The sequence below is a fragment of the Acidisoma cellulosilyticum genome, from assembly GCF_020621385.1.
Lineage (GTDB): Bacteria > Pseudomonadota > Alphaproteobacteria > Acetobacterales > Acetobacteraceae > Acidisoma > Acidisoma cellulosilyticum.
Genome location: NZ_JAESVA010000009.1, coordinates 113855 through 140073 on the forward strand (window position 1 = coordinate 113855; position 26219 = coordinate 140073).

Annotated in this window: 23 protein-coding genes and 1 pseudogene; 17 read left to right on the top strand and 7 right to left on the bottom strand. The window is 64.7% G+C overall.

The features are described from left to right. Positions 1-11: 11 nt before the first annotated feature. The 6 genes from nrdR to thiL are packed head-to-tail and all read left to right on the top strand — an operon-like array spanning position 12 to position 4275. Entirely contained in the window at positions 12-488 is a 477-nt protein-coding gene (nrdR, locus tag ACELLULO517_RS21490) for a transcriptional regulator NrdR (protein ID WP_227309480.1), read from the top strand. A 32-nt stretch (positions 489-520) separates the two neighbouring features. Beyond that, positions 521-1138: a riboflavin synthase gene (locus tag ACELLULO517_RS21495; RefSeq protein ID WP_227309481.1), complete on the top strand. Its 618-nt coding sequence runs from the start codon at positions 521-523 to the stop codon at positions 1136-1138. Between the two features lie 5 nt (positions 1139-1143). Then, the gene (gene ribB / locus ACELLULO517_RS21500) at positions 1144-2289 is read left to right on the top strand and encodes a 3,4-dihydroxy-2-butanone-4-phosphate synthase (protein ID WP_227309535.1); all 1146 of its coding nucleotides are present in this window, start codon (positions 1144-1146) and stop codon (positions 2287-2289) included. Continuing rightward, positions 2286-2762, top strand: coding sequence for a 6,7-dimethyl-8-ribityllumazine synthase (gene ribH / locus ACELLULO517_RS21505; RefSeq protein WP_227309482.1), 477 nt, complete (start codon positions 2286-2288; stop codon positions 2760-2762). The genes ribB and ribH overlap by 4 nt, the downstream gene beginning before the upstream one ends. Continuing rightward, on the top strand, positions 2762-3298 hold the full coding sequence (gene nusB / locus ACELLULO517_RS21510) for a transcription antitermination factor NusB (RefSeq protein ID WP_227309483.1): 537 nt from the start codon (positions 2762-2764) through the stop codon (positions 3296-3298). The genes ribH and nusB overlap by 1 nt, the downstream gene beginning before the upstream one ends. 11 nt (positions 3299-3309) lie before the next feature. Continuing rightward, entirely contained in the window at positions 3310-4275 is a 966-nt protein-coding gene (thiL, locus tag ACELLULO517_RS21515) for a thiamine-phosphate kinase (RefSeq protein ID WP_227309484.1), read from the top strand. Positions 4276-4316: 41 nt separating this feature from the next. Here the strand turns inward: thiL and ACELLULO517_RS21520 are convergent, their stop codons facing one another. Continuing rightward, on the bottom strand, positions 4317-4856 hold the full coding sequence (locus tag ACELLULO517_RS21520; protein WP_227309485.1) for an outer membrane protein assembly factor BamE: 540 nt from the start codon (positions 4854-4856) through the stop codon (positions 4317-4319). Between the two features lie 213 nt (positions 4857-5069). Between ACELLULO517_RS21520 and ACELLULO517_RS21525 the strand changes: the two genes are divergently transcribed. From ACELLULO517_RS21525 to ACELLULO517_RS21555, 7 genes and pseudogenes are all read left to right on the top strand, one after another. Next, positions 5070-5600: a YceD family protein gene (locus ACELLULO517_RS21525; RefSeq protein ID WP_227309486.1), complete on the top strand. Its 531-nt coding sequence runs from the start codon at positions 5070-5072 to the stop codon at positions 5598-5600. Positions 5601-5808: 208 nt separating this feature from the next. After that, a complete protein-coding gene (gene rpmF / locus ACELLULO517_RS21530) occupies positions 5809-6012 on the top strand; it encodes a 50S ribosomal protein L32 (protein ID WP_227309487.1) in 204 nt (67 codons plus the stop codon). A 51-nt stretch (positions 6013-6063) separates the two neighbouring features. Beyond that, complete coding sequence (gene plsX / locus ACELLULO517_RS21535; protein WP_227309488.1) at positions 6064-7173, top strand: phosphate acyltransferase PlsX; 1110 nt, start codon at positions 6064-6066, stop codon at positions 7171-7173. Between the two features lie 6 nt (positions 7174-7179). Beyond that, complete coding sequence (locus tag ACELLULO517_RS21540) at positions 7180-8166, top strand: beta-ketoacyl-ACP synthase III (protein WP_319796446.1); 987 nt, start codon at positions 7180-7182, stop codon at positions 8164-8166. Between the two features lie 116 nt (positions 8167-8282). Beyond that, positions 8283-8597 (top strand): integration host factor subunit alpha, encoded by a 315-nt coding sequence (locus tag ACELLULO517_RS21545; protein ID WP_227309489.1) that lies wholly within the window; start codon positions 8283-8285, stop codon positions 8595-8597. Next, a pseudogene (locus tag ACELLULO517_RS29205) lies at positions 8594-8888 on the top strand (MerR family transcriptional regulator); the annotation flags it as partial. The gene ACELLULO517_RS21545 and the pseudogene ACELLULO517_RS29205, both read left to right, overlap by 4 nt. A gap of 416 nt (positions 8889-9304) precedes the next feature. Further along, on the top strand, positions 9305-10936 hold the full coding sequence (locus ACELLULO517_RS21555) for an inorganic phosphate transporter (protein WP_227309491.1): 1632 nt from the start codon (positions 9305-9307) through the stop codon (positions 10934-10936). A gap of 66 nt (positions 10937-11002) precedes the next feature. Here ACELLULO517_RS21555 and rbsK read toward each other — a convergent pair whose 3' ends face one another. The 3 genes from rbsK to ACELLULO517_RS21570 are packed head-to-tail and all read right to left on the bottom strand — an operon-like array spanning position 11003 to position 15340. Beyond that, positions 11003-11920, bottom strand: coding sequence for a ribokinase (gene rbsK / locus ACELLULO517_RS21560; RefSeq protein ID WP_227309492.1), 918 nt, complete (start codon positions 11918-11920; stop codon positions 11003-11005). Positions 11921-11949: 29 nt separating this feature from the next. Continuing rightward, positions 11950-12417 carry a thioredoxin-dependent thiol peroxidase gene (bcp, locus tag ACELLULO517_RS21565; protein ID WP_227309493.1) on the bottom strand — a complete coding sequence of 156 codons (468 nt, stop codon included), beginning with the start codon at positions 12415-12417 and terminating at the stop codon, positions 11950-11952. Between the two features lie 10 nt (positions 12418-12427). Then, positions 12428-15340, bottom strand: coding sequence for a bifunctional [glutamine synthetase] adenylyltransferase/[glutamine synthetase]-adenylyl-L-tyrosine phosphorylase (locus ACELLULO517_RS21570; RefSeq protein ID WP_227309494.1), 2913 nt, complete (start codon positions 15338-15340; stop codon positions 12428-12430). 17 nt (positions 15341-15357) lie between these two features. Here ACELLULO517_RS21570 and ACELLULO517_RS21575 point away from each other — a divergent pair, with 17 nt between their 5' ends. The 3 genes from ACELLULO517_RS21575 to eno all read left to right on the top strand — a co-directional run bounded on the left by ACELLULO517_RS21575 (position 15358) and on the right by eno (position 20843). Next, the gene (locus ACELLULO517_RS21575) at positions 15358-18702 is read left to right on the top strand and encodes a DUF3971 domain-containing protein (protein ID WP_227309495.1); all 3345 of its coding nucleotides are present in this window, start codon (positions 15358-15360) and stop codon (positions 18700-18702) included. 114 nt (positions 18703-18816) lie between these two features. Beyond that, a complete protein-coding gene (gene upp, locus ACELLULO517_RS21580; protein WP_227309537.1) occupies positions 18817-19455 on the top strand; it encodes a uracil phosphoribosyltransferase in 639 nt (212 codons plus the stop codon). Positions 19456-19565: 110 nt separating this feature from the next. Further along, complete coding sequence (gene eno, locus ACELLULO517_RS21585; protein WP_227309496.1) at positions 19566-20843, top strand: phosphopyruvate hydratase; 1278 nt, start codon at positions 19566-19568, stop codon at positions 20841-20843. 113 nt (positions 20844-20956) lie between these two features. Here the strand turns inward: eno and ACELLULO517_RS21590 are convergent, their stop codons facing one another. Then, positions 20957-21787 carry a response regulator gene (locus tag ACELLULO517_RS21590; RefSeq protein WP_227309497.1) on the bottom strand — a complete coding sequence of 277 codons (831 nt, stop codon included), beginning with the start codon at positions 21785-21787 and terminating at the stop codon, positions 20957-20959. 300 nt (positions 21788-22087) lie between these two features. Here ACELLULO517_RS21590 and ACELLULO517_RS21595 point away from each other — a divergent pair, with 300 nt between their 5' ends. Next, positions 22088-22699, top strand: coding sequence for a histidine kinase dimerization/phosphoacceptor domain -containing protein (locus tag ACELLULO517_RS21595; protein WP_227309498.1), 612 nt, complete (start codon positions 22088-22090; stop codon positions 22697-22699). Here ACELLULO517_RS21595 and ligD read toward each other — a convergent pair. Then, positions 22696-25200, bottom strand: coding sequence for a DNA ligase D (ligD, locus tag ACELLULO517_RS21600; protein WP_227309499.1), 2505 nt, complete (start codon positions 25198-25200; stop codon positions 22696-22698). The two genes, ACELLULO517_RS21595 and ligD, sit on opposite strands and share 4 nt — an antisense overlap. Next, complete coding sequence (ku, locus tag ACELLULO517_RS21605) at positions 25200-26129, bottom strand: non-homologous end joining protein Ku (protein WP_227309500.1); 930 nt, start codon at positions 26127-26129, stop codon at positions 25200-25202. The genes ligD and ku overlap by 1 nt, the downstream gene beginning before the upstream one ends. Positions 26130-26219 lie beyond the last annotated feature (90 nt).

Genomic DNA, 26219 nt, shown 5'->3' on the forward strand with positions numbered 1-26219 from the left:
GCCCTGCCTGAATGCGCTGCCCCTTCTGTGGTCATGACGATGCGCAGGTGAAGGACAGCCGTCCCAGCGAAGATGGGACGGCGATCCGCCGGCGCCGGTTCTGCGGCGCCTGCAGCCAGCGCTTCACGACCATCGAACGGGTGCAGTTGCGCGAGCTGGTCGTCGTCAAATCCGACCAGCGCCGTGTGCCCTTCGACCGCGACAAGCTCTCCCGCTCCATCCGCATCGCGCTGCGCAAGCGTCCGGTGCAGGAGGAGCGGATCGAGCGCATCGTCAACAGCATCGTCCGCAAGCTCGAGTCGAGCGGCGAGAGCGATGTGCCCAGCAAGCAGATCGGCGAGCTGGTGATGGATACCTTGAAGGAAGTGGACGACGTCGCCTATGTCCGCTTCGCAAGCGTTTATCGTGATTTCCGCGAGGCCCGCGATTTCGAGCAGTTCCTGGGGCAGCTCGGGGACAAGCTGGAGCCCGAGCCCGAGACCGGTTAGCGGGCCAGACTGGCGGGCGAAAGAGGCAAAAGATGTTCACAGGTATCATTTCCGGTGTCGGCAAAGTCGCCGAGGTCCAGCCGATCGGTGACGGCGCGGATATGCGGCTGCGCATCGCGGTGCCGCAGGACAAGGCCGAATGGACGGGGATGCCGGGCGTTATCCTCGGCGCGTCGATCGCCTGTTCCGGCTGCTGCCTGACGGTCGTCGAGATGGACGGCACCTCCTTCTCCGTCGAAGTTTCGGCCGAAAGCCTGTCCAAGACGACGCTCGGCGGCTGGCAAGTCGGCCGTGGCATCAATCTGGAACGCGCGCTGAAACTCGGTGACGAACTGGGCGGCCATATCGTCTCCGGCCATGTCGACGGCTTGGGCGAGGTGATTGCCGCCACCGTCGAGAACGGCTCCACGCGCTGGAGCTTCCGGGTGCCGGCCGCCCTGTCGCGCTTCATCGCGTCGAAGGGCAGCATTGCCATCGACGGTGTCTCCTTGACGGTGAACGAGGTGAAGGGTGATGTGTTCGGCGTGAACATCATCCCCCATACCGCCGAGGAAACGACCTTCGGGACGCTGGCTGTCGGTGATGCTGTCAATCTGGAGATCGACATGCTGGCGCGGTATGTCGCGCGGCTGACGGAGCGCGACCTGTGACGATGATGAAAACCCAGTCTCTCCACGAGTATATCTCGCCGACATCCGAGATCATCGAGGAGGCCCGTGCCGGGCGCATTTTCATTCTCGTGGATGACGAGGATCGCGAGAATGAGGGCGATCTGGTCATTCCCGCGCAATTCGCGACGACCGAGGCGATCAATTTCATGGCGCGCCATGCGCGCGGGCTGATCTGCCTGGCCATGACCCAGACGCGGGTGCATCAGCTCGGGTTGCAGCTGATGAGCGCCCATAACCGGTCCCGCCATGCGTCGGCCTTCACGATCTCGATCGAGGCGCGGCACGGGATCAGCACCGGCATTTCCGCGGCCGACCGCGCGCGTACGGTCGCGGTCGCCATCAATTCCGAGAATCCGCGCGAGGAAATCGCGACGCCGGGTCATATTTTCCCGCTCTCCGCCCGCGACGGCGGGTCATTGGTGCGGGCCGGGCATACGGAAGCGGCGGTCGATATTTCCCGTCTCGCCGGCCTCAACCCGTCGGGCGTCATCTGCGAGGTGATGAACGAAGACGGCACCATGGCGCGGCTGCCGGAACTCGTCGCTTTCGCGCAGCGCCATAATATCAAGCTCGGCACGATCGCCGATCTCATCCAATATCGCCGCCGCACGGAAAAGCTGGTCACGCGGTCCTACGAGACCTGGACCGGCGATCTGGAGGGTGGCGACTGGGCGGTGAAGGTCTTCGAAGACCGCCTGACCGGCGCCGAGCATCTGGCGATGGTCAAGGGCGATCTGACGGCGCCCGGTCCGTCCTTGGTTCGTGTCCATAGCGTCGATCCGGTGACGGATCTGCTGGGCACGGGCCATCACGCACTCGCCGCCTCCAGCCGGACCATTGCCGAAGCGGGGCGGGGCGTCATCGTTCTGCTGCGGGACAACCAGCCGGGCGCCATCGCCCGCAAGCTCGGTCTCAGCGTCGCTGAGCGGGCCGAGGATCATGTGCTCCGCCAATACGGCATCGGCGCGCAGATCCTGATCGATCTTGGTGTTAAGGATATGATTTTGTTGACTAACCACCCGCGCAGCCTGATTGCGTTGGAAGGCTTCGGCCTCAATATCGTCGATCAGCAGCCCTTCGATGAACATGGGCAGGCGGCGTCTGTCTCTGGCGAAGGAACGGCGCAATGAGTACCGCTGACGCTGTCCTGGGCGATATCCCGGCGCTGGAAGGCACGCTGCCCTCCGTCCTCATCATTACGGCGCCCTATTACAAGGCGGTCGTAAACGGCATGGCTGACGGCGCCCGCGCCGTGCTGGACCGGATCGAGGCGGAGCATGAGACCGTCGAGATTGCCGGCGCCTACGAATTGCCGCAGGCGCTGCGCATTGCCGCCGCCGCCGAGCGTTTCGACGCCTTTATCGTCATCGGCTGCGTCGTGAAGGGTGAGACCGACCATTACGACTTCATCTGCCGCGCGGCCATGGACGGCATCCTGAAGGTGGCGCTGGAGCATAAGCTTTGCCTCGGCACCGCCCTGCTGACCGTCGATACCCTGGCGCAGGCCGAGGCCCGCTCGGGCGCCGAGCATAACAAGGGCGCGGAAGCGGCGATCGCGATGCTGAAGCAGGTGGCACTCGTCCATCACCTGGGGCGCATCTGATGACCGGTTCCAAGGGCGGCAAGCCGCAGGGGCGCCCGGCTCAGGGGCGCCCGCGCACGGGCGCACGCGTCGCCGCCGTGCAGGCGCTGTTCCAGAGCGAACAGGCCGAGGAAAACGCCGAGACCGTCATCGACCAGTTCACCCGCCATCGGCTGGGCAAGGCTGCTGGCACCGAGAGTTTCGAGGAAGGGCGCGTCCCGGACGCGCATCTGCCGCTGTTCAGCGCCATCGTGCGCGCGGCGGTGCTGGGGCAACCGCAGATTGATCAGCGGATATCGGAACACCTGCCGACCGACTGGCCTTTCGAGCGGCTGGACCCGGTGCTGCGCGCTTTGCTGCGGGCGGCGGCGGCGGAATTGTCCATGACCGACGGCCCGCCGGTTCGCGTCGTCATCAATGAATATCTCGATGTGGCGCATGGTTTCTTCCATGGCGACGAGCCCAAGCTGGTGAACGGCCTGCTCGATACGCTCGGCCGCGAGGCCCGTCCGGGAGAATTCGCGGCCGCGGCGCCCGCGGATCTGCCCGCGCCCTAAGGAGCCTGGTCTTGTCCCCGCCGGCAGAGGCTCTGCCGCCCGAATTCGACCTCATCGGCCGGCATTTCCGCGCGCTTGCGGGGCCGGCTGCGCTCAATCTGGAAGATGACGCGGCGGTGCTGGCGCCGCCGCCAGGGCGCGAGTTGGTGATGGCGGCCGATACGATGGTCGCCGGCGTGCATTACCTGCCGGATGATCCGGCCGACGGTGTCGCGCAGAAACTGCTGCGGGTGAACCTGTCGGATCTTGCGGCCATGGGGGCTGATCCGCTCGGCTATCTGCTGACCGTGTCGGCGCCGTCCGATACGCCGGACGCCTGGTTCGCGGGTTTCGCCGCCGGTCTCGGCCGGGATCAGGCCATCTATGGTTTGTCCCTGCTGGGGGGCGATACGACAAGCACGCCAGGGCCGGTGACGCTGTCGCTGACCATCATCGGCCATGTGGCGCCGGGCCAGGCTGTCCGTCGCCGTGGCGCCAAGCCGGGTGATGAGGTTTGGGTCACGGGCACCATCGGTGACGGTGCGCTGGGCCTCGCCGTCTCGCTCGGCAAGCTCACCGATGCCACGGGTTTTCTTCGTCGGCGCTACTGTGTGCCTTCCCCGCGTCTGGGCCTGCCGCTGGCCGGGGCGGTTTCCGCCGCGATCGATGTTTCGGACGGGTTGTTGCAGGACCTGGGACATCTCTGCCGTTTGGCGGGATGCGGTGCGGAGGTCGAAGCCGAAGCGGTGCCGCTATCGCCGGCCGCGCGCGCGGCCGGGCCGGACTGGTTCGCCAATTGCCTCGGCGGCGGCGATGATTATGAATTGCTGCTGGCCGTGCCGCCCGGAAAAGGCGAGGCTTTGGCCGATGAATGCCGCCTCCGCGGCGTGCCGCTCACCCGGATCGGCAGATTCCTGGCCGGAGAGATGCAGGTGCGCGTGCTGGATGGGAAAGGCCGCCCGATGGCGATCGCCCATCACGGCTGGAGCCATTTCTAAAAGGGCAGAAGGCTGAAGACGCCGTCTGCCCCTATCAAGCTTTAGAAGCTCGGGCCGCCGCCATTGACGCCGCCGCCGCCGGCGCTCGACCCGCCGGTCGAGCCGCCGCCGCCGTTGAAGCGACCGATATTGCCGAAAAGCTGCTGCAGGACGGAGGCCGAGGCACCCGGTGTGGGTGTGGTGCCCGGTGCCATGCCGACGTTCTTGGAATCGGCCTTGTCATAGACATTGACCTTCTGCAGCACGCCGCTCTGGTCGAAATTCAGGACCACCACGCGCTGTTCCAGCACGCCCGGCAGCCGGCCGACGCGCGGGCGGGTGATCTGGCTGATATAGATCCAGGAATTGTCGTTGAAGGTCTCATGCGTCGTCGGCGAGCCGAGCAGCGCGGTCGCATCGGCCTGCGTCGTGGTGCCGGGCGTCAACTGCTTCAGCGCGTCAGCGTCGATCGGGTCGCCGCGTGTGGTCGACTGAGCCTGGAAGAAACTGCAGCCCGCCAGCGGCAGGCCGATGACCAGACAGGCAACGGCAGCAGCGCGGCGAAAGCTCGTCTGGCGACGCGGCGAAGCAGTTTCGGACACTCGGCTCATTCCTTCGTCTCATCTCCGCTCGGCATCGGGGGCAGGCATGAGGCCAGCGGCAGAAGCGCTGCGGAGACGAAACAGAGACCCCACATCGCAAGCGGGGTGGGTGTCATGCCCCTGATCCGCTGTCAACTCGTCCCGGAAGGGACTATCGTGATGTTAATCCCGAGCCTGGACCAGGATGGACACCAGGGCTGGCGGGTAAAGCCGATGGATGAAGACCCTCAGATCATGACGCCCGAATTTTCCCGCCCTGTGCTCGCAGCACAGATCGGCCAGAACGAAACCCTCCGAACCATCGAGGCGACGCCTGACGAATGTGTCGCCCTCGCCAAGCGGCTGGGCCTGGTCGAACTCCTGTCCTTCAGCGCGACGATCCGCCTCAACCGCAAGCCGCGCGACGAATTCCTGGCCCATGGTGAGATCCGTGCTCGCGCCGTGCGGACCTGTGTGGTCTCGCTGGAAGACTTCACCGAGCCCACGGACAGCCTGTTCACGATTCGATTCGTGACCAAGGAAACGCCGCTGCAGGACGATGAAGATACGCCTGTCGCCTATGACGACGGCCCGGACGAGGTCCTGTACGAAGATGCGACCCTCGATCTGGGGGAGGCGATGGTGCAGGAATATGCCCTGTCGCTGGTGCCCTATCCGCGCAAGCCCGGCATCGTCTTCGAGGAGACAGTTGAAGAAGAAGGCAATGCTTTTGCCATTCTGAAGAAGCTCGCCCAGAAGCAGTAGGGGCGGAATTCAGGCGTTGCGACCCCGAGTCGCTTGTCCTGCGCTCCACGGGGCGAGGCAGGCACATGAAAGGGTTGTGCAGTCCGTGTGCGGCCTGCGCTTGCCGCAAGGGGGGCAGTCTGCTAACTGGCCCGCCTCACGCCAATCTAAGTCAGTTTGACTTCGTCCGGTTGGGCGATGGTCTATTAACGAGAAAGGGGTTCCGGCGATGGCCGTTCCCAAAAGAAAGACGTCGCCGTCCCGCCGCGGGATGCGCCGCAGCCATCAGGCTCTGACGGTTCCGAGCTTTGCCGAATGCGGCAATTGCGGCGAGCTGAAGCGCCCTCACCACGTTTGCAGCCACTGCGGTCATTATGACGGCCGTGAAGTTGTCGGCGCTGGCAAGGCGCTTAAAGGCACGGTCCGGGCCTAACCGGACCCGCGCCGCATCGTGTCTTCCCTTCAAGGTATAACGGAAGCGGCCATGGGCGAACCCAAGTCCGCGCAGTTTGCCTTGGCGATTGATGCGATGGGCGGCGATGACGCGCCGGAGATGGTGGTCGCAGGGCTTGACCTTGCGGCCGAGCGCCATCCCGGCGGACGTTTCCTTCTCGTCGGCGACGAAGCCAGGCTGACCACGCTGCTCGCGAAATATAAGCGGGCGCGCGCGGCCAGTACCGTTCGTCATGCGGCGGAAGTGGTCACCGGGGATATGAAGCCCACGGTGGCTTTGCGCATGCGCGACAGCTCGATGCGCCTCGCGATCGACGCGGTGGCGGGCGGGGAAGCGAGCGGTGTGGTTTCGGCCGGCAATACCGGCGCGCTGCTGGCGCTTGCCAAGATCGTCGTGAAGACCCTGCCGGGCATCGATCGTCCGGCTATGGCCGCGACCGTGCCTTCGGCGCGGGGCGATGTCGTCATGCTCGATCTCGGCGCCAATGTCGTCTGCGACACCCGCAATCTGGTCGAATTCGCGGTGATGGGTGAGATGTTCGCCCGCACCGTCCTCGGCATTCCCGAACCGCGCATCGGCCTGCTCAATGTCGGCTCGGAAGAGCTGAAGGGTGACGAGCGGCTGCGCCGGGCAGCGGATGTGCTGCGCAGCAGCCATATCGGCAGCCGCTTCCATGGTTTCGTCGAAGGCCATGACATTGCCGCCGGCACGACGGACGTGATCGTGACCGATGGTTTCACCGGCAATGTGGCGCTGAAGACGGGCGAAGGCGCGCTCAAGCTCATGGGCGGGTTGCTGCGTCAGGTCTTCACCAGCAGTCTTTCTGCCAAGATCGCCTATCTGTTCGCCCGCACCGGTCTTGATCGGCTACGCGAATGGCTGGACCCGCGGCGCTATAACGGCGCTGTCATGGTCGGCTTGAACGGCGTCGTGGTGAAATCCCATGGCGGCACGGATGCGCTGGGCTTCGCCCATGCCGTCGATGTCGCGATGAACATGGTCGAGCACGGTTTCACGGCGGGGATCGCCGACGGTCTGCGCAAGCTTGCCGAACAGGAAAAGCTGGCGGAGACGGAGGCGGCTTTGTCCGCTGACGTCCTGGCGCCCTCCGAAGAACCGCCCTTGGCTGAGGCAAAGTAGAGAATCGTGACAGCGCGCATCCGTTCCGTATTGGCGGGCGCGGGCGGCTTTCTGCCGGGCCGCGTCGTGACGAATGATGAGATGGCGGCACTCGTCGACACCTCCGACGCCTGGATCCGCGAACGCACGGGCATCCACCAGCGCTATCGCGCCGAAGGCGCCGAGACCACGACCTCCATGGCCGTCGCGGCCGCCCGCCGCGCGCTGGACACGGCAGGGGCGACGCCGGATGACGTGGACCTTATCATCGTCGGCACCAGCACGCCCGATCAGGCATTCCCCTCCGTCGCCGTGCGCGTTCAGGCGGCGCTCGGCATCCAGACCGGTTTCGGTTTCGATGTCTCGGCCGCCTGCGCGGGCTTCGTCTATGCACTGTCGGTCGCGGATGAGCTGATCCGGGCCGGCCGGGCGCGTGGCGCCTTGGTGATCGGTGCGGAGGTCTTCTCCCGCATCCTCGATTATACCGACCGTGGCACCTGTGTGCTGTTCGGTGACGGTGCCGGCGCGGTCTTTCTGCGCGCCGAGGCGGGCGAGGGCGAGCAGGGCATTCTGTCGACCCATCTGCATGCGCAAGGCGCGCTTGGTGACATCCTGTACGTGGATGGCGCCATCGGTGTCGCCGATAGCGCGGGCCAGCCGTTGCCCGGCAAGCTGCGCATGAACGGGCGCGAGGTTTTCCGCCATGCCGTGCAGCGCTTGTCGGAAAGCGTGGAGGAAGCGCTGGCCGCGAATAATCTGGAGCGCGGCGCGGTCGATTGGCTGGTACCCCATCAGGCCAATATTCGAATTATCGAGGGCATGGGCCGCAAGCTTGGTCTGGCACCGGAGCGGGTCGTCATCACCGTCGACCGGCATGCCAATACCTCGGCCGCCTCCATTCCGCTGGCGCTGGCCGAAGCCCTGGGCGACGGCCGTATTCAGCCCGGCCAGCTGGTGCTGATGGAAGCGCTCGGTGGCGGTCTGGTCTGGGGTTCCGCGCTCGTCCGCATCTAAGCTGCATGCTTAGTCGCTTCCCGCCTTCTCTTCGCCACGGATAAAACATCCGCGTGCCAAAGCCTTGATGGTGAAGGATTCGTTGACTCAGCGGCTGGCAATGCTACCGTTACAGCATGAGTACAGTGACGCGCGCCCAGCTGGCCGAGACGATCTACGCACAGGTTGGCCTGTCGCGTAACGAGTCGGCTGACCTGTTGGAAGCCGTCCTGGAACGAATTTCGACGGCGCTTGAAGCTGGTGAATCTGTTAAAATCAGTGGCTTCGGGACCTTTTCTGTCAGACAGAAGGGCCGCCGTATCGGTCGCAACCCGAAGACCGGGGTCGAGGTTCCGATCCTGCCGCGGCGGGTTTTGGTGTTCCGGCCGAGCCAGGTGCTGAAAGGCACCGTCAATGGTGAGGTCGTTGAGGATGACGGTGCAGATTCATGAGCGCCATTCCTCTCCCCCGCGACGATGACGATCACGCCGGCCGCGCCAAACCCAAGAAGGCGCCGACGGCTTTTCGCACGATCAGCGAAGTAGCGGACGATCTTCATATACCGCAGCATGTTCTGCGCTTCTGGGAAACCAAGTTCAGCCAGGTCAAGCCGCTGAAACGGGGTGGCGGTCGCCGCTATTACCGGCCCGACGATGTCACGCTGCTGCGGCGGATCGCGCATCTGCTCTATACCCAGGGCTATACGATCAAGGGCGTGCAGCGCCTGCTGCGCGAGGGCGGCGGCCGCCTGGCCGATGATATTCCACCACCGCTGCTCGACGATCAGGACAGCGAGGGCGAGACCGACAGCGAAGCGCTGCTGTCCGACCATTCGCCTGAGGAGCCGGTGGCTGAAGCGACGGTGACGGTCAATCTTCCGCTACGCTTCATCCCGCGGTCCAGCCAGGGGACGTCCGCCATCGCGACGCTACCCTCCGCTCTCTCGGCCAAGGACGACGAGATCCTGCGCCTGCGCGGCGCCCTGACCGAGATGCTCGGCCAGCTTGAGGGATTGCGCGCGCTTCTCATGCGCTGAAGCGCCGGCATGCCTGCCGCTTTGGGCAGCCAGCGGCTTTAAAATCAAACTGTAACAAAACCTTTCATCGCCTGTTTGCGTTCGAGCCGTTAAGTCGGTTCCGAAACGGTACAGGGTCAGGATATGTCGGATATAGCAGCGTCTCGTCAGGGTCTGGGTAGCCCCGGCTCCGGCGATCGGCACTCCGGCGGTCCGCGCCATTGGGCGACGGTGCCGGTATTCGCGCTTCTGCTCGTTTGCGGCCTGGGTTACGCGGTCTATGGCCTGGTCGCGGATATGCAGGATGCCGGCAGTTCGCCCCTGGCCATCGGCGCTTTCCTGCTGCTGGGCATCGCGCTGCTCATCGCGCTCGGTTTCGAATTCGTAAACGGTTTCCACGATACCGCGAATGCGGTCGCGACCGTCATCTATACCAATAGTCTGCCGCCGACGATTGCCGTCGTCTGGTCCGGCTTCTTCAATTTCCTCGGCGTGCTGACCTCGTCCGGTGCGGTCGCCTATGCCATCATCGCTCTGCTGCCGAACGACCTTGTGCTCAATGTCGGCAGCGGTGCGGGTTTCGCGATGATCTTCGCGCTGCTGCTTTCGGCCATCGGCTGGAACCTGCTGACCTGGTGGTTCGGCATCCCGAATTCTTCCTCCCATGCGCTGATCGGCTCGGTCATCGGTGTCGGCCTGGCTAATCAGCTGATGGCGCCGGCCGGTCACCCGACCGCCGGCGTGCAATGGGGGGCGGCGATCGGCGTGCTCAAGGGCCTGCTGTTCAGCCCCGTCGCGGGCTTCGTGCTGGCGGCGCTGCTGCTGCTGATCATGAAAGCGGTGATCCGTTCCAAGAAACTGTATGAGGCGCCGGAAGGCCGCAATCCGCCGCCGCTGTGGATCCGCGCCATTCTGGTGCTGACCTGCACCAGCGTCTCCTTCGCCCATGGCGGGAATGACGGCCAGAAGGGCATGGGCCTGATCATGCTGATCCTGATCGGCGTGGCGCCGACGGCCTTCGCCCTCAATCGTACCGTGCCGGAAAGCCATACGCCGACCTTCGTCGCGGCCAGCAAGAATGCCGCCGCGGTCTTCGATGCCCATGCCGCCCAGGACGCGACGAAAGTGGAGGCCGCCGAGGCGCGTCAGCGGGTGGATGACGCCCTGAACAAGAAGACGATTTCGAGCCCCGAAGCCTTCGCGGCGCTGAGCACCCTGGCGCATACGATTGCGGACGAGGTCCATAGCTACGGCGCCTTCTCCCGCGTGCCGGCAGCGGAATCGGCCAATATCCGCAACGACATGTATCTGACCGACGCTGCCGTGACGGCGCTTGCCAAGAATCCCGGCTCGCTGTCGGCGGATGAGACCAAGACGCTGAAAGCCTATAAGGCGGAGCTGGAACAAGGCACGCGCTTCATCCCGACCTGGGTGAAGGTCTCTGTCGCCATTGCCCTCGGCCTTGGCACCATGGTCGGCTGGAAGCGCATCGTGACGACGGTGGGTGAGCGTATCGGCAAGACGCATTTGAGCTACGCCCAGGGTGCGGCGTCCGAGATCGTCGCTGCCGCCACCATCTCGATGGCGGAGGTTTGGGGCCTGCCGGTTTCGACCACGCATATTCTGTCGAGCGGTGTTGCCGGCACCATGGTGGCCCAAGGGTCTGGCCTGCAACGCAGCACGATCGTCAAACTGGCTTCGGCCTGGATTCTTACGCTTCCGGTCGCGATTGCGCTGTCGGGTCTGCTGTTCTTCGTGTTCCGCGAGATTTTCTGAGGCTTGGCTTCAGACAAAAAAGGCCGCCGGGGTTTTGCCTCGGCGGCCTTTTTTATGGCGTGGCGGTCAGCCTGCGGCCAGCAGCGCATCGACCTCGGCGCGCATCGGCATGCCCGCGCCCGCGCCGGCACGGGTCACCTTCAGCCCGGCGACCGCGCAGGCGAAGTGCAGGGCTTCAGCCATCGGAAGCCCTTCGGAGAGCGCGACGGCGATAGCGGCATTGAAGCTGTCCCCCGCACCGGTCGTATCGACCAGCGCGCCCGCGCGGACCGCCGGCACCAGGATCGTCTCGCCCTTCTGGCGCAGCAGCGCGCCTTTTTCGCCCAGCGTGATGATGACCGCGCCGGCACCACGCGCGATCAGCGCATCGGCCGCCGCTTCAGCCTCGGCCGTATTGGTGACGGGCAGGCCCGACAGCATCGCGGCCTCGGTCTCATTCGGCGTCAGGATATCGACGAGCGACAGCAAATCCGCTGAGAGCGCGGCCGCCGGCGCGGGATTGAGGATGGTTTTCACCCCCTTCGCGCGGGCCAGACGCAGCGCATGGACGACGAGCGGCAGCGGCGTCTCAAGCTGGGTCAGAAAGACGGCCGCGCTGCCGATGACGTCCGCCGCCGCGTCGATCTCATCCGTGGTCAGCGCGGCGGCCGCGCCCGGCACGACGATGATGGCATTCTCGGCCGCCTTGTCGTCGATGATGATGGCAGCCGCCCCGGTCGGCAGATCGGTGCTTTCGTGCAGAAAGCGCGTGCCGACGCCCTCGTTGGCATAGATGCCGCGTGCCATGGCGCCGAAATTATCCTGCCCGATCTTGGCCAGAAATTCCACGGTCCCGCCCAGCCGCGCGGTCGCGATCGCCTGGTTGGAGCCTTTGCCGCCAGGCCCGATGCCGAAGCCGCTGCCGATGACGGTTTCCGTCCAGGCCGGCAGCTTCGGCGTATGGAAGATGAGGTCTGCGGCAAAAATGCCCATGACGACGATCATTGTTTTTTCTTTCAGCCGATGGGCCTTGCTTAGCCGAGGGCTTTGGCCGCCTTCAGAACCTCGGCGGCATGGCCGGTGACCGAGACCTTATGCCAGATCCTGGCGATTTTGCCGTCCGGCCCGATCAGAAACGTTGCGCGTTCGATGCCCATATATTTGCGGCCATACATGGATTTCTCGACCCAGGTGCCATAGGCCTCGGTCACGGCCCCTTCGGCGTCAGACGCGAGCGGGAAGGTGAGGCTGTATTTCTCGGCGAATTTCTCCAGCGCCTTCATCGGGTCGCGAGAGACGCCGATGACGTCGAGGCCGAGATGGCCGAGCTGCGGCAGCGCTTCCTGAAAGGCACAAGCTTCCTTGGTGCAGCCCGTGGTGTCGGCCTTGGGATAGAAATAGAGCAGGAAGGGTTTGCCTGCGTAATCCGCCAGGGCGACCGTGCGGCCGGCTGTCGCGGGCATGGTGAAGTCAGGGGCGGCATCGCCTTCGTTCAAGCTCATGGTTTCTTCCTCAGGATTTTGGCGTGGTGTCGGGCAGGGCCGGATCGCCGATATGCCGGATGAAAGCGGCGCGGACCAGAGCGGCGGTCTTTTCCATACGCGAGCGGAGTTCCGGCATGGTCGCGTCGCGCGTGGCCGCCAGCAGAATGCGGCCAGAGGCTTCGGGCAGTTCCGGCGCTGCCGTCAGCCCGACCGTCAGGCGCAGCATGCTTTGAATGGTGCGCCAGAGATGGTCAGCCGCGATGATGGCCCGGCCCTCCGCTTGGGGGATCAGCCCGGCCGCCACCAGATTGCCAAGGGCGACGCGCGTCACCGTGCTGCGCAATTCCGGGTGCTGGGCGCCATGGGTGAGTTGCAGCACCTGGGCGATGAATTCCACCTCCATCGCGCCGCCGGGGATGAGCTTGACGTCCCAGGGGCCGGCAGGCGGCAGATCCCTCAGCATGCGTCGCCGCATGTCGAGCGCATCGCGGCGGAGCACCTCGGGCGCCCGGCGCGGACGCAGCGCCTCTCGCAATGCGTCTTCGACGACAGGCAGGAAAGCGGGCGCGCCCGTAACCGCGCGGGCGCGGGTCAGCGCCATCTGCTCCCAGGTCCAGGCCTGCTCGGCGTGATACTTGCGGAAGGCAGCAAGGCTGACCGCGACCGGTCCCTGATTGCCGGAGGGCCGAAGCCGCATATCGACCTTATAGAGCGGCCCTTCGACGCCTTGCGCGGTCAATGCACCGGTCAAGGCTGTGACGAGCCGTGCGACCCATTGGCTGGAGGCGAGCGGTCTGGGTCCGTCACTCACCTCCACATCGTCCTTCCGGTCATAGATGAACATGAGATCGAGGTCTGAGCCCGGCATCATTTCCTGACTGCCGCCCTTGCCCAGCAGCAGCACGGCCCAGGTGGCGCCGCGCAGCGCGCCGTAACGCAGGATCTGCTGGGTGACGACGGCATCCAGGATGGTCGCAAGTGCTGCATCGGCGAGTGCGGTGCGCGCGATGCCGGCGGCATCGACATCCATGCGGCCTTCCAGCGTCGCGACGCCGATGCGGAAATGCTCCTCGCTCACGAAATGCCGGGTCAGGCCGATGCGATCCTCGAAGGTTGAGGCATCGACCAGCTGAGCGCGCAGCGCACGAGACGGGTCCGACCGCGCTTCTTCCGATCCCAGCAGGCCTTCCAGCGAACCGGGATGATTGACGAGGTGATCGGCGAGGCCGGGTGCGGCGCCGAGCAGCACGGCGATGCGATCGATCAGCGCGGGGTTGCGGCTGAACAGCGAGAACAGCTGCACGCCCGCCGGCAGGCCGGAGACGAAATGATCGAAGCGGGCGAAGGTCTGGTCCGGCTGCGGCTGCGCCGCAATGGCGCGCAGGATCGGGGGCAGCAGAGGCTCCAGCAAGCTGCGCGCGCGTTCCGACCGCAGGGCGCGGGGCCGGCCGGACAGCCAGCGGCGGATGGTCTCCACAATGCGCGGCGTATCGGCGAAGCCGAGTTCGGTAAGGCGCGCGATGGTCTGCTCGGGTGCTTTGGAACCGGCATGGCCGACCGTGAGGCTTTCCGCGTCCTCCGCCATCTCGAAGAAGGAATCATACAAGGCCTGCACGGCCGATAGATGGGTCAGCACCCCATCCGCGAAGGCCTGTGCGGACGGAAAGCCCATGAAGGTCGCGAGCGTCGCCATGCCCTCGGCCGTGTCGGGCAGGCTATGGGTCTGGCGGTCGGCGATCATCTGCAGCCGATGCTCGATCTGACGCAGGAAACGATAGGCGCGGGTCAGCACGCCAGCGGTGTCGCTCGACACATGACGCAGCCGGGTCAGAAGCCGCAGGGCGGGCAGGGTTGCGCCCACGCGCAGCATCGGCTCCCGACCGCCCCAGACCAGCTGCTGAGATTGCGCGAGGAATTCGATCTCCCGAATGCCGCCACGACCGATTTTAAGATTGTGGGAGAGCAGGCGCTGGACATTGACCTGCCCTTCCGGGATGGGGCCGCCACGATGCGCATCCATCAGCCGTTTCATGGCGTGAATATCGGCGATGGCCGCGAAATCGAGATGGCGGCGCCAGATGAAAGGCCGCAGATGGTCGAGGAAAGCCAGGCCAAGCGCGATATCGCCCGCGACCGGCCGCGCTTTGATGAAGGCGGCACGCTCCCAGTTGCGGCCCATGGTCTCGTAATAGGCGAGGGCGGTCGGCACCGAGATCGCCAGCGGCATGGCCGAAGGATCGGGTCTCAGACGCAGATCGACGCGAAAGACATAGCCGCCGCCATCGCGCGCTTCCATCAGCTTCACCAGATCCCTGGCTAGGCGCGTGTAACTCTCGCCTATAGTCTCTTGCGGAGAGGCAATGGCTGCCGGATCGTAGAAGACGATGAGGTCGATATCGCTCGAATAATTCAACTCCCGGCCGCCCAGCTTGCCGAGAGCCAGAACGGTCAGGCCGGACCCTGTGACCGGATCGCCGCTCGGGTCGGGCAGGCGGATGCGCCGCTTCGCATGATTGTGCAGCAGCAGATGGCGGACCGCGAGCTGCAAGGTCTCCTCGGCCAGGCGCGACAGCGCGCCGGTGACGCGAGAGAGCGGCAGCACGCCCCCGATATCGCCGAGCGCCACCGCGAGCGCCACTTGGCGCTTCGCGTCCCGCATCGCGGCGCCGAGTGCCGCGGTCGTGATATCGGGCCGGACTTTTCCCAGGCGCGCAAAGGCCAGCGCGATGGCGGCTTCCGGTCCCTCGGTCCAGACAGCGAGCAGCGTTGCGCTCTCCCGCAGGCTGAGACCGGCCAGGTATTCGCTATTGCCACCGATTGCCCGCAGCATAGCGAGCGGTACGGCCTCCATGCCGGCCAGGGCCTGGAAGCGTTCGACGAAACGATCGGCCGAGGCCAAGTCGGCCGGCTCCGGCCAATGGAAGGGCGTTTCAGTGGTCATGGCGGCGGAGGCTGGACATGACCGCGCCTGACGGTCAAGACCCGGCATCCGGCGGCGCGCGGAAGCCTTGGTTCCACCCTCGCCGCTGGTGGTGGAAATACCCGCTCGATGCCCTGATCATTCTTGTCGAATGGGGCTTCCTGGCCGTCGCCATCGCAAGCGCGATCTTCGCCTGGCGATTGGCCCAGGGACCGGTCGATCTGTCCTGGGCGCTGCCGCGCCTGACGCGCATCGTGGCGGTGGCGGCGCCGACGATCGATGCTGAGGTCGGGCATCTGGCGCTTGCCTGGAATGGTTTCAAACAAGGGCCGGACCAGCCTTTGCGGGTGACGAGCGACGATATCAACGTCGTCGATAACGCGCATGATCGCAGCCTTGGCCTGGATCATCTCGGCGTCGATCTATCGATGGGCTGGGCGGCCCATGGTGTCTTCGCGCCGCGTGTCGTGACGCTCGACGGGCTTCAGCTGACCATGCGGCGGGCGCCGCCCGCGCAGCAGATCGCTGAGAATACGGCGGAACAGGCGCGCGCAACCGATCTGCGGCAGACGCTGCGCGACATCATCGCCGTGCTGCGCCAGCCGCCGCAAAGCGACAAGCATCTGCTGCCGGTGAAGGACGCGCAGCTGTCGGAACTGCGCCGCGTCACGCTCACCCACGGCAGTGTCACGCTGCAGCCTGCGTCGGGCGCCGAAGGCCAGGCAGGGCTTGTGGGCCGCGCCCTGCAAATCGGCGAGATGAGCGCCACCATCGTGCGGGGCGATGCCGGTGGGCTGACGGGCCAGGTGGCCGCCGTGCTCGCCTCCCGCGCGGGACCCTTGCCGCCGCAGACGGCCGGCGCGCGGCCGAGCCTGCAGGTCAGTTTCACCGAAACCCCGCAGGGCGACGTGGCTGTTCAGACGGCGGCCGCGCTAGACAATCCGGCCGGGATGATGGCGGCGATCCAGCTACCGGGCGATCTGCCGGTGCCGTCCTTTCCGCTGCAGGTCAAGACCGAGCTTGATGCTTCGGCTGCGGCCGTCGTCACCAGTTTTCGCGTCGCGGTCTCGGCCGGCGCCGGCGGTCTGCTCATCAATGGCGCGAGCATTCCGATCGCCTCGCTCGGCTTGCTGCTGACGGGGGACGAGAACAATCTCGCGATCGACCCCAGCTCCCATATCGCGCTGGCAGCCGTCAGCGCCCAGCCACCGCCGACCATTGCGTTCAGCGGCCAGGGCAAGCGCACGGATCGGACCCTTGGGCTGACGATCGGTCTGGGGCTGGATCATCTCGCCTCCGACGATCTGCCATCCTATTGGCCGCCGGGCTTCGCCGATGGCGCGCGCAAATGGATCAAGGCCCAGGTCAAGGACGGCTCCGTCCATGACGGGCATTTTCAGTTCGTGGTGACGGGCAATCCCGACTTTTCCAATATCGGTCTGACCGGCGTTTCCGGCAGCCTGCCGGCGACCGGCCTGACGGTCGCATGGTTGCCGCCCTTGCCGCCGATGACCAAGGTCAATGGCGCGATCACGTTGCAGGGCATGGACGCCATCAAAATCGGCGTCACCAATGCCGTGCAGGGCGATCAGGCGATCACCAATAGCGGCATCGTCATCACTGGCCTGTCGGCCAAGGATCAGATCGGCAGCATCACCGTCAATCTCAGTGGTCCGGTCGCTTCGGCGGTTGCGATCATCAGCCAGCCGCGGCTGCATCTGCTCAAGGCTTTGCCGGTGCCGCTGACCGTCACCGGGGGAAGCTTTCAGGGCAGTCTCAGCCTCAGCCTGCCTTTGGATGACAACGTCACCACCGGTCAGATCAAGATGCAAACGCATGACGTGATCCAGAACCTGATCTTGAGCGACCTGCTGCTGGGACGAAACCTGACGAAGGGCAATCTCACCATCGACGCCACGATGAACGGGCTGACGATGAACGGCACCGCGGCGCTGGCCGGGATTCCGGCGACGGCTGTGCTCGTCACCGATTTCAACGCCGGCCCGCCGAGCAAGGTGATCGCCACGCTGAAGGTCAAGGCGCAGGCGGATGAGACGCAGCTGGCGGCGGCCGATATTCCGACCGGCGGCATCCTGAAAGGCGCCGCCGATCTCAACCTGACGCTGGCCGCCCAGAACGGCGGGCGGACGGATATCAACGCCACCATCACGCTTCCGGAATCGCGGCTGAGCGTCGGCCAGATCGCCTGGGCAGGCGGCGCCGGCACCGCGACCGCGACCGCGCATGTGGCGCTGCAGGGCAGCCGCATCATTGCGCTGGATGATCTCGCCCTCACCGGGCCGGGCCTGGCCCTGAAGGTGCGCAGCGGTTTCACCGGCAGCCGGCTGTCGACCGTCACGATCGATGCGCTGCAACTGGGCCGCACCGACCTGCACGGCAGTTTTGGTCTTCCGGCGGCGAAGACGGACCCCTATGTCATTGTGATCGCCGGCCCGGCCCTCGACCTGTCGGGTATCTTCGGTCCTGCGAAAAAGGCAGCGCCGAGCGTGAAGCCGGCCAATAGCGCTTTGTCGCAGATCTCCTCCCCGGACGAATTCAAACCGCATCCGCCCTGGCGGGCGACCGTCAATCTGGACCGCATCATCTTCGGCAAGACCGCTGACGGGACAACGCGCGAGCTGGACCGCGTGCGCGGCACGGTGGTGAATGACGGCGTGGTGGTACGCAGCGCCGACGTTTCCCTGACCGTCGCGCCTTCCGGGGCGGCGTCGCACCTCACCGTCGTGCCGCAGCCGAACCAGGCGCGGCAGGTGCGGCTGACGAGCGGCGATTTTGGCGGCTTGCTGCGCGCGACCAATGCCTATGACGCGATTGCCGGCGGCGTGCTCGACATATCCGGAGCCTATGACGACAGCCGGCCGAACCACCCGCTGACCGGCAATGCGGAGATGGACAAATTCTCGCTCGGCGATGCGCCGACGGTCGCGAAGATGCTGCAGGCGATGACGCTGTATGGCGTCGTCGACCTCATGCACGGGCCGGGGCTGTTCTTCAGCAAGATGGTGGCGCCGTTCCACCTCGCTGACCGGCGGCTGGACCTGCATGAGGCGCGGGCCTATAGCGCCTCGCTCGGCCTCACGGCCGATGGTTCGGTCGATCTGCCGCGCAACAATTTCGACATTCAGGGTACGATCGTGCCAGCCTATTTCTTCAATTCCCTGCTCGGCCACATACCGCTCATCGGCAAGCTGTTCAGTCCGGAGAAGGGTGGCGGGCTTTTCGCCGCGAAATTCCAGCTGGTCGGGCCGATCAACAACCCGGCGGTGCATGTGAATGCGCTATCGATGATCGCGCCGGGCTTTCTGCGCGATCTTTTCAATCACCGGCCGCAAGGCCAGACTTCGGCGCCGAGCCAGAAGTAAAATCAGACGGCACGGCGGCGCTGTCCGCAGGCGCCCGCGGCGGTGCCGAGGCCAGTGCCGCAGGTCATCATGGAGGCGAGTTTGCAGACCGATAAACAAGTGGGTTCCGGCCCGATGCCCGCCTTCCCGAATTTGACGATCGTCAGTCACCCCCTGGTGCAGCACAAACTGACGCTGATGCGCAGGCGGGAGAAATCGACCAATGCCTTCCGTCAGCTGCTGAAGGAGACCAGCCTGCTCCTCGGCTATGAAGTGATGCGCGACCTGCCGCTGCAGATGGTGCCGATCGAGACGCCGCTGGAGCCGATGATGGCGCCGCTGCTGGCCGGCAAGAAACTCTGCTTCGTCTCCGTGTTGCGCGCGGGCGATGGCTTGCTGGACGGGCTATTGGATCTCGTGCCGTCTGCCCGCGTCGGTCATATTGGCCTGTACCGGGATTCGGTGACGAAGCGGCCGGTGGAATATCTGAACAAGCTGCCCGAGGATATCGAGGATCGGCTGGTCATTGCCGTCGATCCCATGCTCGCCACCGGCTATTCGGCCGCAGCGGCGGTCGAAATCATCAAAAAGGCAGGGGCCAGCCAGATCCGCTTCGTCTCTCTGCTGGCAGCGCCGGAAGGCGTGCAGGTGATGCTGGACCGCCACCCGGATGTGCCGGTTTTCACCGCGGCGCTGGACCGGGAACTGGACGAGCACGCCTATATCCGGCCGGGTCTGGGCGATGCCGGCGACCGGCTGTTCGGCACGAAATAGGCTTTTGCACTAAAGTTACGTGTTAAGGGGTTTGTGCCGACGCACGGCCCTTGCCTTCCCGCGGCGGCAGTTCTACGCCGGGGCGAACGCCAAAACCGGAAGGGAAAACCATGTCCGCCATTGCCGACATCGTCGCTCGCCAAATTCTCGACAGCCGCGGAAATCCGACGGTTGAAGTCGACGTTTTCCTGGAAACCGGTGCCATGGGGCGTGCGGCCGTGCCGTCCGGCGCGTCGACCGGCGCGCATGAGGCGGTCGAACTCCGCGACGGCGACAAGGCGAAATTCCTCGGCAAGGGCGTGACCCAGGCCGTCGCCAATATCGAAGGCGAGATCTTCGAGGCGCTGGGCGGCATGGAAGCCGCCGAACAGGTCATGATCGACAATCTGCTGATCGATCTGGACGGCACGCCGAACAAGGGCCGCCTGGGTGCCAACGCCATGCTGGCGGTCTCGCTGGCCGTCGCCAAGGCCGCCGCCATCGATTACGACCTGCCGCTGTATCGCTACCTAGGTGGTGTCGATGCGCGTACCCTGCCGGTGCCGATGATGAACATCATCAATGGCGGCCAGCATGCCGATAACCCCATCGACATCCAGGAATTCATGGTCATGCCGGTGGGTGCGTCCAGCGTCGCCGAAGCGGTGCGGATCGGCGCGGAAATCTTCCACACGCTGAAGAAGGCGCTGCACGACGCCGGCCACAACACCAATGTCGGCGACGAAGGCGGTTTCGCCCCGAATATCGGCTCGGCCGATGCGGCGCTCGATTTCGTCACCATGGCTTGCGAGAAGGCCGGCTACCGCCCCGGTGAGGATGTCGTCTTCGCGCTCGACTGCGCGTCGACCGAATTCTTCAAGGACGGCGTCTACAACATGGAAGGTGAGGGCAAGAGCTTCGATTCCGCCGGCATGGTGGATTATCTGGCAGCCCTCGTCGCCAAATACCCGATCTTCTCGATCGAAGACGGCTGCGCCGAGGATGACTGGGCGGGCTGGAAGCTGCTGACCGAGAAGCTGGGCGGCCGCGTGCAGCTGGTCGGCGACGATCTGTTCGTGACCAACCCGGCGCGCCTGCGTCGCGGCATTGCCGAGAAGACCGGCAATTCGATCCTTGTGAAGGTGAACCAGATCGGCACTCTGACCGAGACGCTGGAAGCGGTTGAGATCGCGCATCGCGCGGGCTTCACCAGCATCATCAGCCATCGTTCGGGCGAGACCGAGGACGTGACCATCGCCGACATCGCGGTCGCGACCAATGCCGGTCAGATCAAGACCGGCAGCCTGGCGCGCACCGATCGCGTGGCGAAATACAACCAGCTCATCCGTATCGAGAGCGCGCTGGGCTCCTCCGCCCGCTATGCCGGCCGCACCATCCTGAAGGGCTGATTGGCCCGAAGGGTTGAGACAAAAAAGGCCCGGGGTTTTGCCCCGGGCCTTTTTTTGGGTGATCTTTTTCTCGGTCATCCGCGCAAGACGGCAGAGGTAGCCTTTCCGAAAAATCAGGCGGAGACGGAGCCCAGAACCGGTCCCGACTTGCGGCCGAGCCTTGCGCGCTGATCGAAGAACAGCGCCTGGCTGATGACGGCCTTGACCACCTCATGCTGGAAGGGCTTGGTGATGAGGAAGGACGGTTCCGGCCGGTCACCCGTCAGCAGGCGCTGCGGATAGGCGGTGATGAAGACGACGGGCACTTCCGTGCCGGCCAGGATATCGCTGACCGCGTCAAGGCCAGAGCTGCCGTCGGCCAGCTGAATATCCGCCATGATCAGGCCGGGCTTGGTCTGGCGCGCGACCGTCATGGCCTCTGTCCGGGTGCGCGCGACACCGACGACCCGATGCCCAAGATCCTCGACCAGCGCTTCCAGATCCATCGAAATGATCGTCTCGTCTTCAATGATGAGGACGTCGGCATGCAGCTGGGCGGCGATTTCCTTCTCGGCCGCATCGATCAGTCGGCGCACCTCGGCGACCGGACGATCCACCAGCTTGGCGACGATGTCGGAGGAGAAACCTTCCATCGTGTGCAGCAGGAAGCAGACGCGCGGCAGCGGCGTCAGTTGTTCGACGCTATGGCCTTCGTCCGGCGTCGCATCGGCCAGTACCGGCGCATGGTGGCGGCGATTGGCGGGCACCGATCCCCAGATGGTGAGCAAAACCTTGTACAGCGCGGTGTTGAGATCGAGATCGCGGGGCAGGGCCTCCGGCTCGACCGACACCGCTTCCAGAGCTGCCGCCGCGTAGGTATCGCCGGCCGCCTGGCTGCCGGTCAGCGCGCGCGCGAAGCGGCGAAGATAGGGGAGGTGGGCGGCGATCTGATTCGTATTATGCATTGGCTTCATCCGTAGAAGAGGCGGCAATCTGGCTCAACTTTAGGCGGGGGTCTTCGCACGCGAAGACCGGTCAAAGGCACTATCCCTCCCGCATGCCGTCATCAAGCGGCAAGTGTCACCTTGCCATGAACCGACCATGCTTCGGAAAGTAAAGCTCGGGTGATGACCGCAGCCCCTGGCATATCGCGCTTTGATACCGATATCTGCCGGGAGCGATGTTGGACAAGGGCAAGACTTTCAGCGATGACATCATGATATTTATGGGTCGGACGTCCAGCTTTGGGTGGAGTAGCTAGGCATATGGGCAGCACGCTGCACCAGGGGCAGAATACCGCCGATGAGCGCGACGGGCTGGTTCGCGAGCTTCACCATCGCGTGAAGAACAATCTGCAAATTATCGTGAGCTTAATGAACGTGCAGAAGCGGATGCTGCCACCCGATCGGCGCGGGGAAATCCGGTTTCTGGAAGAGCATGTGCAGTCCATGGCGGCAGCCTATCGCGTCGTCTATGCCTCGGGCGAATTGACCAAGGTCTCGATCGACGAATTGATCCGCGAAGTGGTGGCCGGGCTTGTGGAAGTGGCCGGCAGCCGCGCCCATCATGTGGAGACCGCGCGGTGCGAGGCCCATATGATGATCAATCTCGATCAGGCGATCACGCTGGGTCTTTATCTGGCGGTCGTGCTGCCGCCGATATTCGACGCGGCGGCCGCCGCCGGCGGCGTTGTGGCCTTGGAGACACATCCGAAACCGAACCATGTTTGCCTTGCCGTCATCGCGCCCGTCGCGATCGATCCCTTGTTCGACGTGCTGCGGGAGCGGCTGCTTGACGGCCATCTGAAGCAACTCGGCGCCGAGCGGTTGCTGGGCGTGGTACCCTCGGAACTGCATATCGATCTGCCGATCAGCTAGCTGCCGGCAGCCTCGATGATCGCCTGCGTGATGCGCTGCGTAGCGTGAGCGGACGCGCACCAGTCTTTCGTCTCATGGACCTTTGCCATAGCGTCCCACAGCGAGACGGCATTGGCGGATGTCACCTTGCTCAGCTGATCCCAGGCGACCGGCCAGGCGACCGGTGCGCCAGGTCGCGCGCGCGGAGAGAAGGGTGCGATAGCGGTCGATCCCCGTTCATTACGGAAATGATCGATGAAAATTTTGCCTTGTCGCTTGGCCTTGGTCATGGTCGCGACATAAAGCGCCGGCTTGTCGGCTGCCACTCTGCTCGTCAGGTCGCGGGCGAAGGTCTTGATGACAGGCCAATCATGCTCGGGCTTGATCGGAACGATGACGTGAATGCCCTTGCCGCCGCTGAGCATGGCGAGGCTGTCAAGGCCGAGCGCGCCCAGCACGTCGCGCATGAAAAAGGCAGCGTCGCGCGTCTTGGCGAAGGGAAGCGCCTCGTCCGGATCAAGATCGAAAACGATGCGGTCTGGCTTTTCGATATCTGCGAGCGTGCTGCCCCAGACATGGAATTCGATTCCGCCGATCTGTGCGGCGGCGACCAGCGCGCGGGGGTCAGAGAAATACAGGTAATCTTCGGACCCATGGCTCGTCTTGACGGCCTTGTGCTGCCAGGACGCATCCATGCCGCGGCTGGGATGGCGCTGGAAGAAGCCTTCTTTCTCAATCCCGTCGGGATGACGCACAAGGCTGACGAGGCGATCGGCGGCGAAGGGCAGCATATGGTCCGCCATTTGCGCCAGATAATCGGCGAGGTCGGCTTTGGTGACGCCGCAATCCGGAAACAGCACTTTCTCGGGATGCGTCAGTTGCACACCGAATTGCGTTTGCTTCGATTCCGCTTTTGAGGTTTTGGCCTCCTCGCGCATGACCTGCTCCGCTGGCTTGTCTTCCCGCAAGCCGACATAATGGCCCTGGCGGATCAGATTGTCGCGCGTCCAGCCGTTGAAGGCGATATCGACGACGAGTTCCGGCTTCACCCAGCTGGTATCTTTCAGGATGTCGCGAGGCACCGCGATTGCCGGGGGATTGGCCAAGCCGATTTTCGCGAAGCGGGCGCTGAGATCGACGAGTGTTTCCTGGCTGAAGCCTGAACCGACGCGCCCGACATAGCGTAGCGTCTTGCCGTCTCTCAGACCCAGAATAAGGGACGAAAATTGCCGCGCCTTTTGCGAATGACGGTAGCCTAAAACAACAAACTCCTGTGCATGCCCCACTTTGATCTTGAGCCAAGACTCCGTGCGGCCCGAACGATAAGGCCGATCGGCGCGCTTCGCGATGACGCCTTCCAGCTTCCGGTCCCGCGCCATGGCGAGCATGTCATCGCCATGGCCTTCGACATGATCGCTATAAACCAAAACGCCGTCTTTCGCGGCTGGGGCAAGAATCTCTTTCAGCCTGTGCTTGCGGTCTGTGAGCGGTTTGCCACGCCAATCCGTCCTGCCCTCGCGCAGCAGGTCGAAGGCCATATAGACGAGCGACCCCTTGCCCGATTGCAGCGCATTCTGCAGCGCGCCAAAGCTGCTGCGACCGTCTTCGTCCATCACCACGACCTCGCCGTCTATCAGCACGCCGTCGAGGTCGAGCGATTTGACGGCGGCGATTACGCGCGGGAAACGCTCCGTCCAGTCAAGCCCCGAGCGCGTATAGGCGCGCACGTCCGCGCCGTTTGCCGCGATTTCCGTGCGATAGCCATCAAACTTTACTTCGAAGATCCAGCCGTCATCCGGCGGTGGTGCATCCACGAGGGTCGCGAGTTGTGGCGCCAGGAAGGCGGGACGCTTGCTGGCCTTGGCGGCGCGGGCCTTGGCAGGCTTCTGGCCACCGGCCTTGCCGCTGCGCCAGATACCGCCGGCGGCGGCGATAGCGTCCAGATCCCGGCCACTGGCGACGCTGTCGGCCGCTTCCTCGATCAGACTGCGGTCCTCGCTCGCCTCGCCGTCGCGTTCCTTGATGAGCAGCCAGTTCTCCCGCTTCTCGCTGGCGCGGCGCATCAGCACCAACGCCCAGCGGCCGCGCATCTTCTCGCCGAAGAGATTGAAGGCAATCTTTCCCTTGGCGAGTTCTTCATGGGGATCGCCGATCGGCTCCCAATGGCCCCTGTCCCACAGCATGACGGTGCCGGCGCCGTAATTGCCCTTCGGGATGATGCCCTCGAAACCGCCATAGTCCAGCGGGTGATCTTCGGTGCGCACGGCGAGGCGCTTGTCGGTGGGATTGAGGCTCGGCCCTTTGGTGACGGCCCAACTGAGCAACACGCCGTCGAGCTCCAGGCGGAAATCATAATGCAGCCGCGTCGCGTCATGTTTCTGCACGACGAAGATGCCAGGACTGGCCTGGGACGTACGGCGGCTGACCTTGCCCTGCGGTTCCGGCGTGTCGTCGAAACGGCGCTTGGCGTGATAATGCTCCAGCGAGGCTTTGCCTTTCGCTGGCTCAGCCCTGCGGGCCATCAGCTTGCGCGGCGCCGCGCGGGCGCGGTTTTCCGGACCGGCTTCGTCTTCGGTTTGGGCGCCGGATCATTGGCGGGCGCGGCTTTGGCGGCTGTTTTCTCGGCCAGGCTGCGTTTCAGCGCACCGACAAGGTCGATGACATTGCTCCCCCCTTGGTCCGGCTCATTCTCCTCGACCGAAATCGGCTTTCCGGTCTTCGCCTTGCTTTCGATCAGGTCGCGCAGGCTTTCCGTGTAATGGTCATGGAAGGTGTCGATATTGAATTGTCCGGACTTGCGCTTGATGAGTTCTTGCGCGAGGTCGAGCAGTTCCGGGTCCGTCTTCTCATCCCCGATATCGGCAAACAGGGGGGCAGCGGACCGCACCTCATCCGCGAAACGCAGCGTTTCCAGCATCAGCCCGTCACCGCAGGGCTTCAGGGCTGCCACATATTCGCGACCGCGCATGACGAATTGGCCGAGGCCCATTTTGCCGGAGTGCCGCAGCGCATCGCGCAGCACGGTATAGCCTTCCTCGGCCAAATCGCCGTCCGGCAGGACGTAATAGGGCCGGTCGAAATAAATCGGGTCGATCTCACAATGATCGACGAATTGCACCAGATCGATGGTGCGCCGCGCCTCGATCTTCACGGAATCGAGCTCTTCGTCCGTCAGCAGGACATACTGGCCCTTGGAGACTTCATAACCCTTGGCGATGCGCTTGGCGTCTACCGCGCCGACACCGGGTGCCACCTTCTCATACCGGATGCGCTTACCGGATTTCTGATCAATCTGATGGAAGGAGAGGCGGGCGCCGGTCTTGATGGCCGAAAACAACTGGACCTGGACGGTGACCAGAGCCAGGCGCAGCGACCCTGACCAGATCGGCCTGCCAGCCGCCGCAGGCGGCTCACGATGGGTCGGTTTCCGCCGGGGGGCGATTTTGGCCATGGCAGCGCGTCCTTGCTCCGCAACCGATAGGAGATGGGACGCTGCCAAGGTCATCTCAAGGGTTTGGGCTAAAAACCCTGGCCGGGCGCC

What these genes read in the sequence shown, in the direction of transcription:
- nrdR (WP_227309480.1), top strand. Translation starts at nt 12, where the DNA reads ATGCGCTGCCCCTTCTGTGGTCATGACGATGCGCAGGTGAAGGACAGC.
- ACELLULO517_RS21495 (WP_227309481.1), top strand. Translation starts at nt 521, where the DNA reads ATGTTCACAGGTATCATTTCCGGTGTCGGCAAAGTCGCCGAGGTCCAG.
- ribB (WP_227309535.1), top strand. Translation starts at nt 1,144, where the DNA reads ATGAAAACCCAGTCTCTCCACGAGTATATCTCGCCGACATCCGAGATC.
- ribH (WP_227309482.1), top strand. Translation starts at nt 2,286, where the DNA reads ATGAGTACCGCTGACGCTGTCCTGGGCGATATCCCGGCGCTGGAAGGC.
- nusB (WP_227309483.1), top strand. Translation starts at nt 2,762, where the DNA reads ATGACCGGTTCCAAGGGCGGCAAGCCGCAGGGGCGCCCGGCTCAGGGG.
- ACELLULO517_RS21525 (WP_227309486.1), top strand. Translation starts at nt 5,070, where the DNA reads ATGGATGAAGACCCTCAGATCATGACGCCCGAATTTTCCCGCCCTGTG.
- rpmF (WP_227309487.1), top strand. Translation starts at nt 5,809, where the DNA reads ATGGCCGTTCCCAAAAGAAAGACGTCGCCGTCCCGCCGCGGGATGCGC.
- plsX (WP_227309488.1), top strand. Translation starts at nt 6,064, where the DNA reads ATGGGCGAACCCAAGTCCGCGCAGTTTGCCTTGGCGATTGATGCGATG.
- ACELLULO517_RS21545 (WP_227309489.1), top strand. Translation starts at nt 8,283, where the DNA reads ATGAGTACAGTGACGCGCGCCCAGCTGGCCGAGACGATCTACGCACAG.
- ACELLULO517_RS21555 (WP_227309491.1), top strand. Translation starts at nt 9,305, where the DNA reads ATGTCGGATATAGCAGCGTCTCGTCAGGGTCTGGGTAGCCCCGGCTCC.
- rbsK (WP_227309492.1), bottom strand. Translation starts at nt 11,920, where the DNA reads ATGATCGTCGTCATGGGCATTTTTGCCGCAGACCTCATCTTCCATACG.
- bcp (WP_227309493.1), bottom strand. Translation starts at nt 12,417, where the DNA reads ATGAGCTTGAACGAAGGCGATGCCGCCCCTGACTTCACCATGCCCGCG.
- ACELLULO517_RS21570 (WP_227309494.1), bottom strand. Translation starts at nt 15,340, where the DNA reads ATGACCACTGAAACGCCCTTCCATTGGCCGGAGCCGGCCGACTTGGCC.
- ACELLULO517_RS21575 (WP_227309495.1), top strand. Translation starts at nt 15,358, where the DNA reads ATGACCGCGCCTGACGGTCAAGACCCGGCATCCGGCGGCGCGCGGAAG.
- upp (WP_227309537.1), top strand. Translation starts at nt 18,817, where the DNA reads ATGCCCGCCTTCCCGAATTTGACGATCGTCAGTCACCCCCTGGTGCAG.
- eno (WP_227309496.1), top strand. Translation starts at nt 19,566, where the DNA reads ATGTCCGCCATTGCCGACATCGTCGCTCGCCAAATTCTCGACAGCCGC.
- ACELLULO517_RS21590 (WP_227309497.1), bottom strand. Translation starts at nt 21,787, where the DNA reads ATGCATAATACGAATCAGATCGCCGCCCACCTCCCCTATCTTCGCCGC.
- ACELLULO517_RS21595 (WP_227309498.1), top strand. Translation starts at nt 22,088, where the DNA reads ATGGGCAGCACGCTGCACCAGGGGCAGAATACCGCCGATGAGCGCGAC.
- ligD (WP_227309499.1), bottom strand. Translation starts at nt 25,200, where the DNA reads ATGGCCCGCAGGGCTGAGCCAGCGAAAGGCAAAGCCTCGCTGGAGCAT.
- ku (WP_227309500.1), bottom strand. Translation starts at nt 26,129, where the DNA reads ATGGCCAAAATCGCCCCCCGGCGGAAACCGACCCATCGTGAGCCGCCT.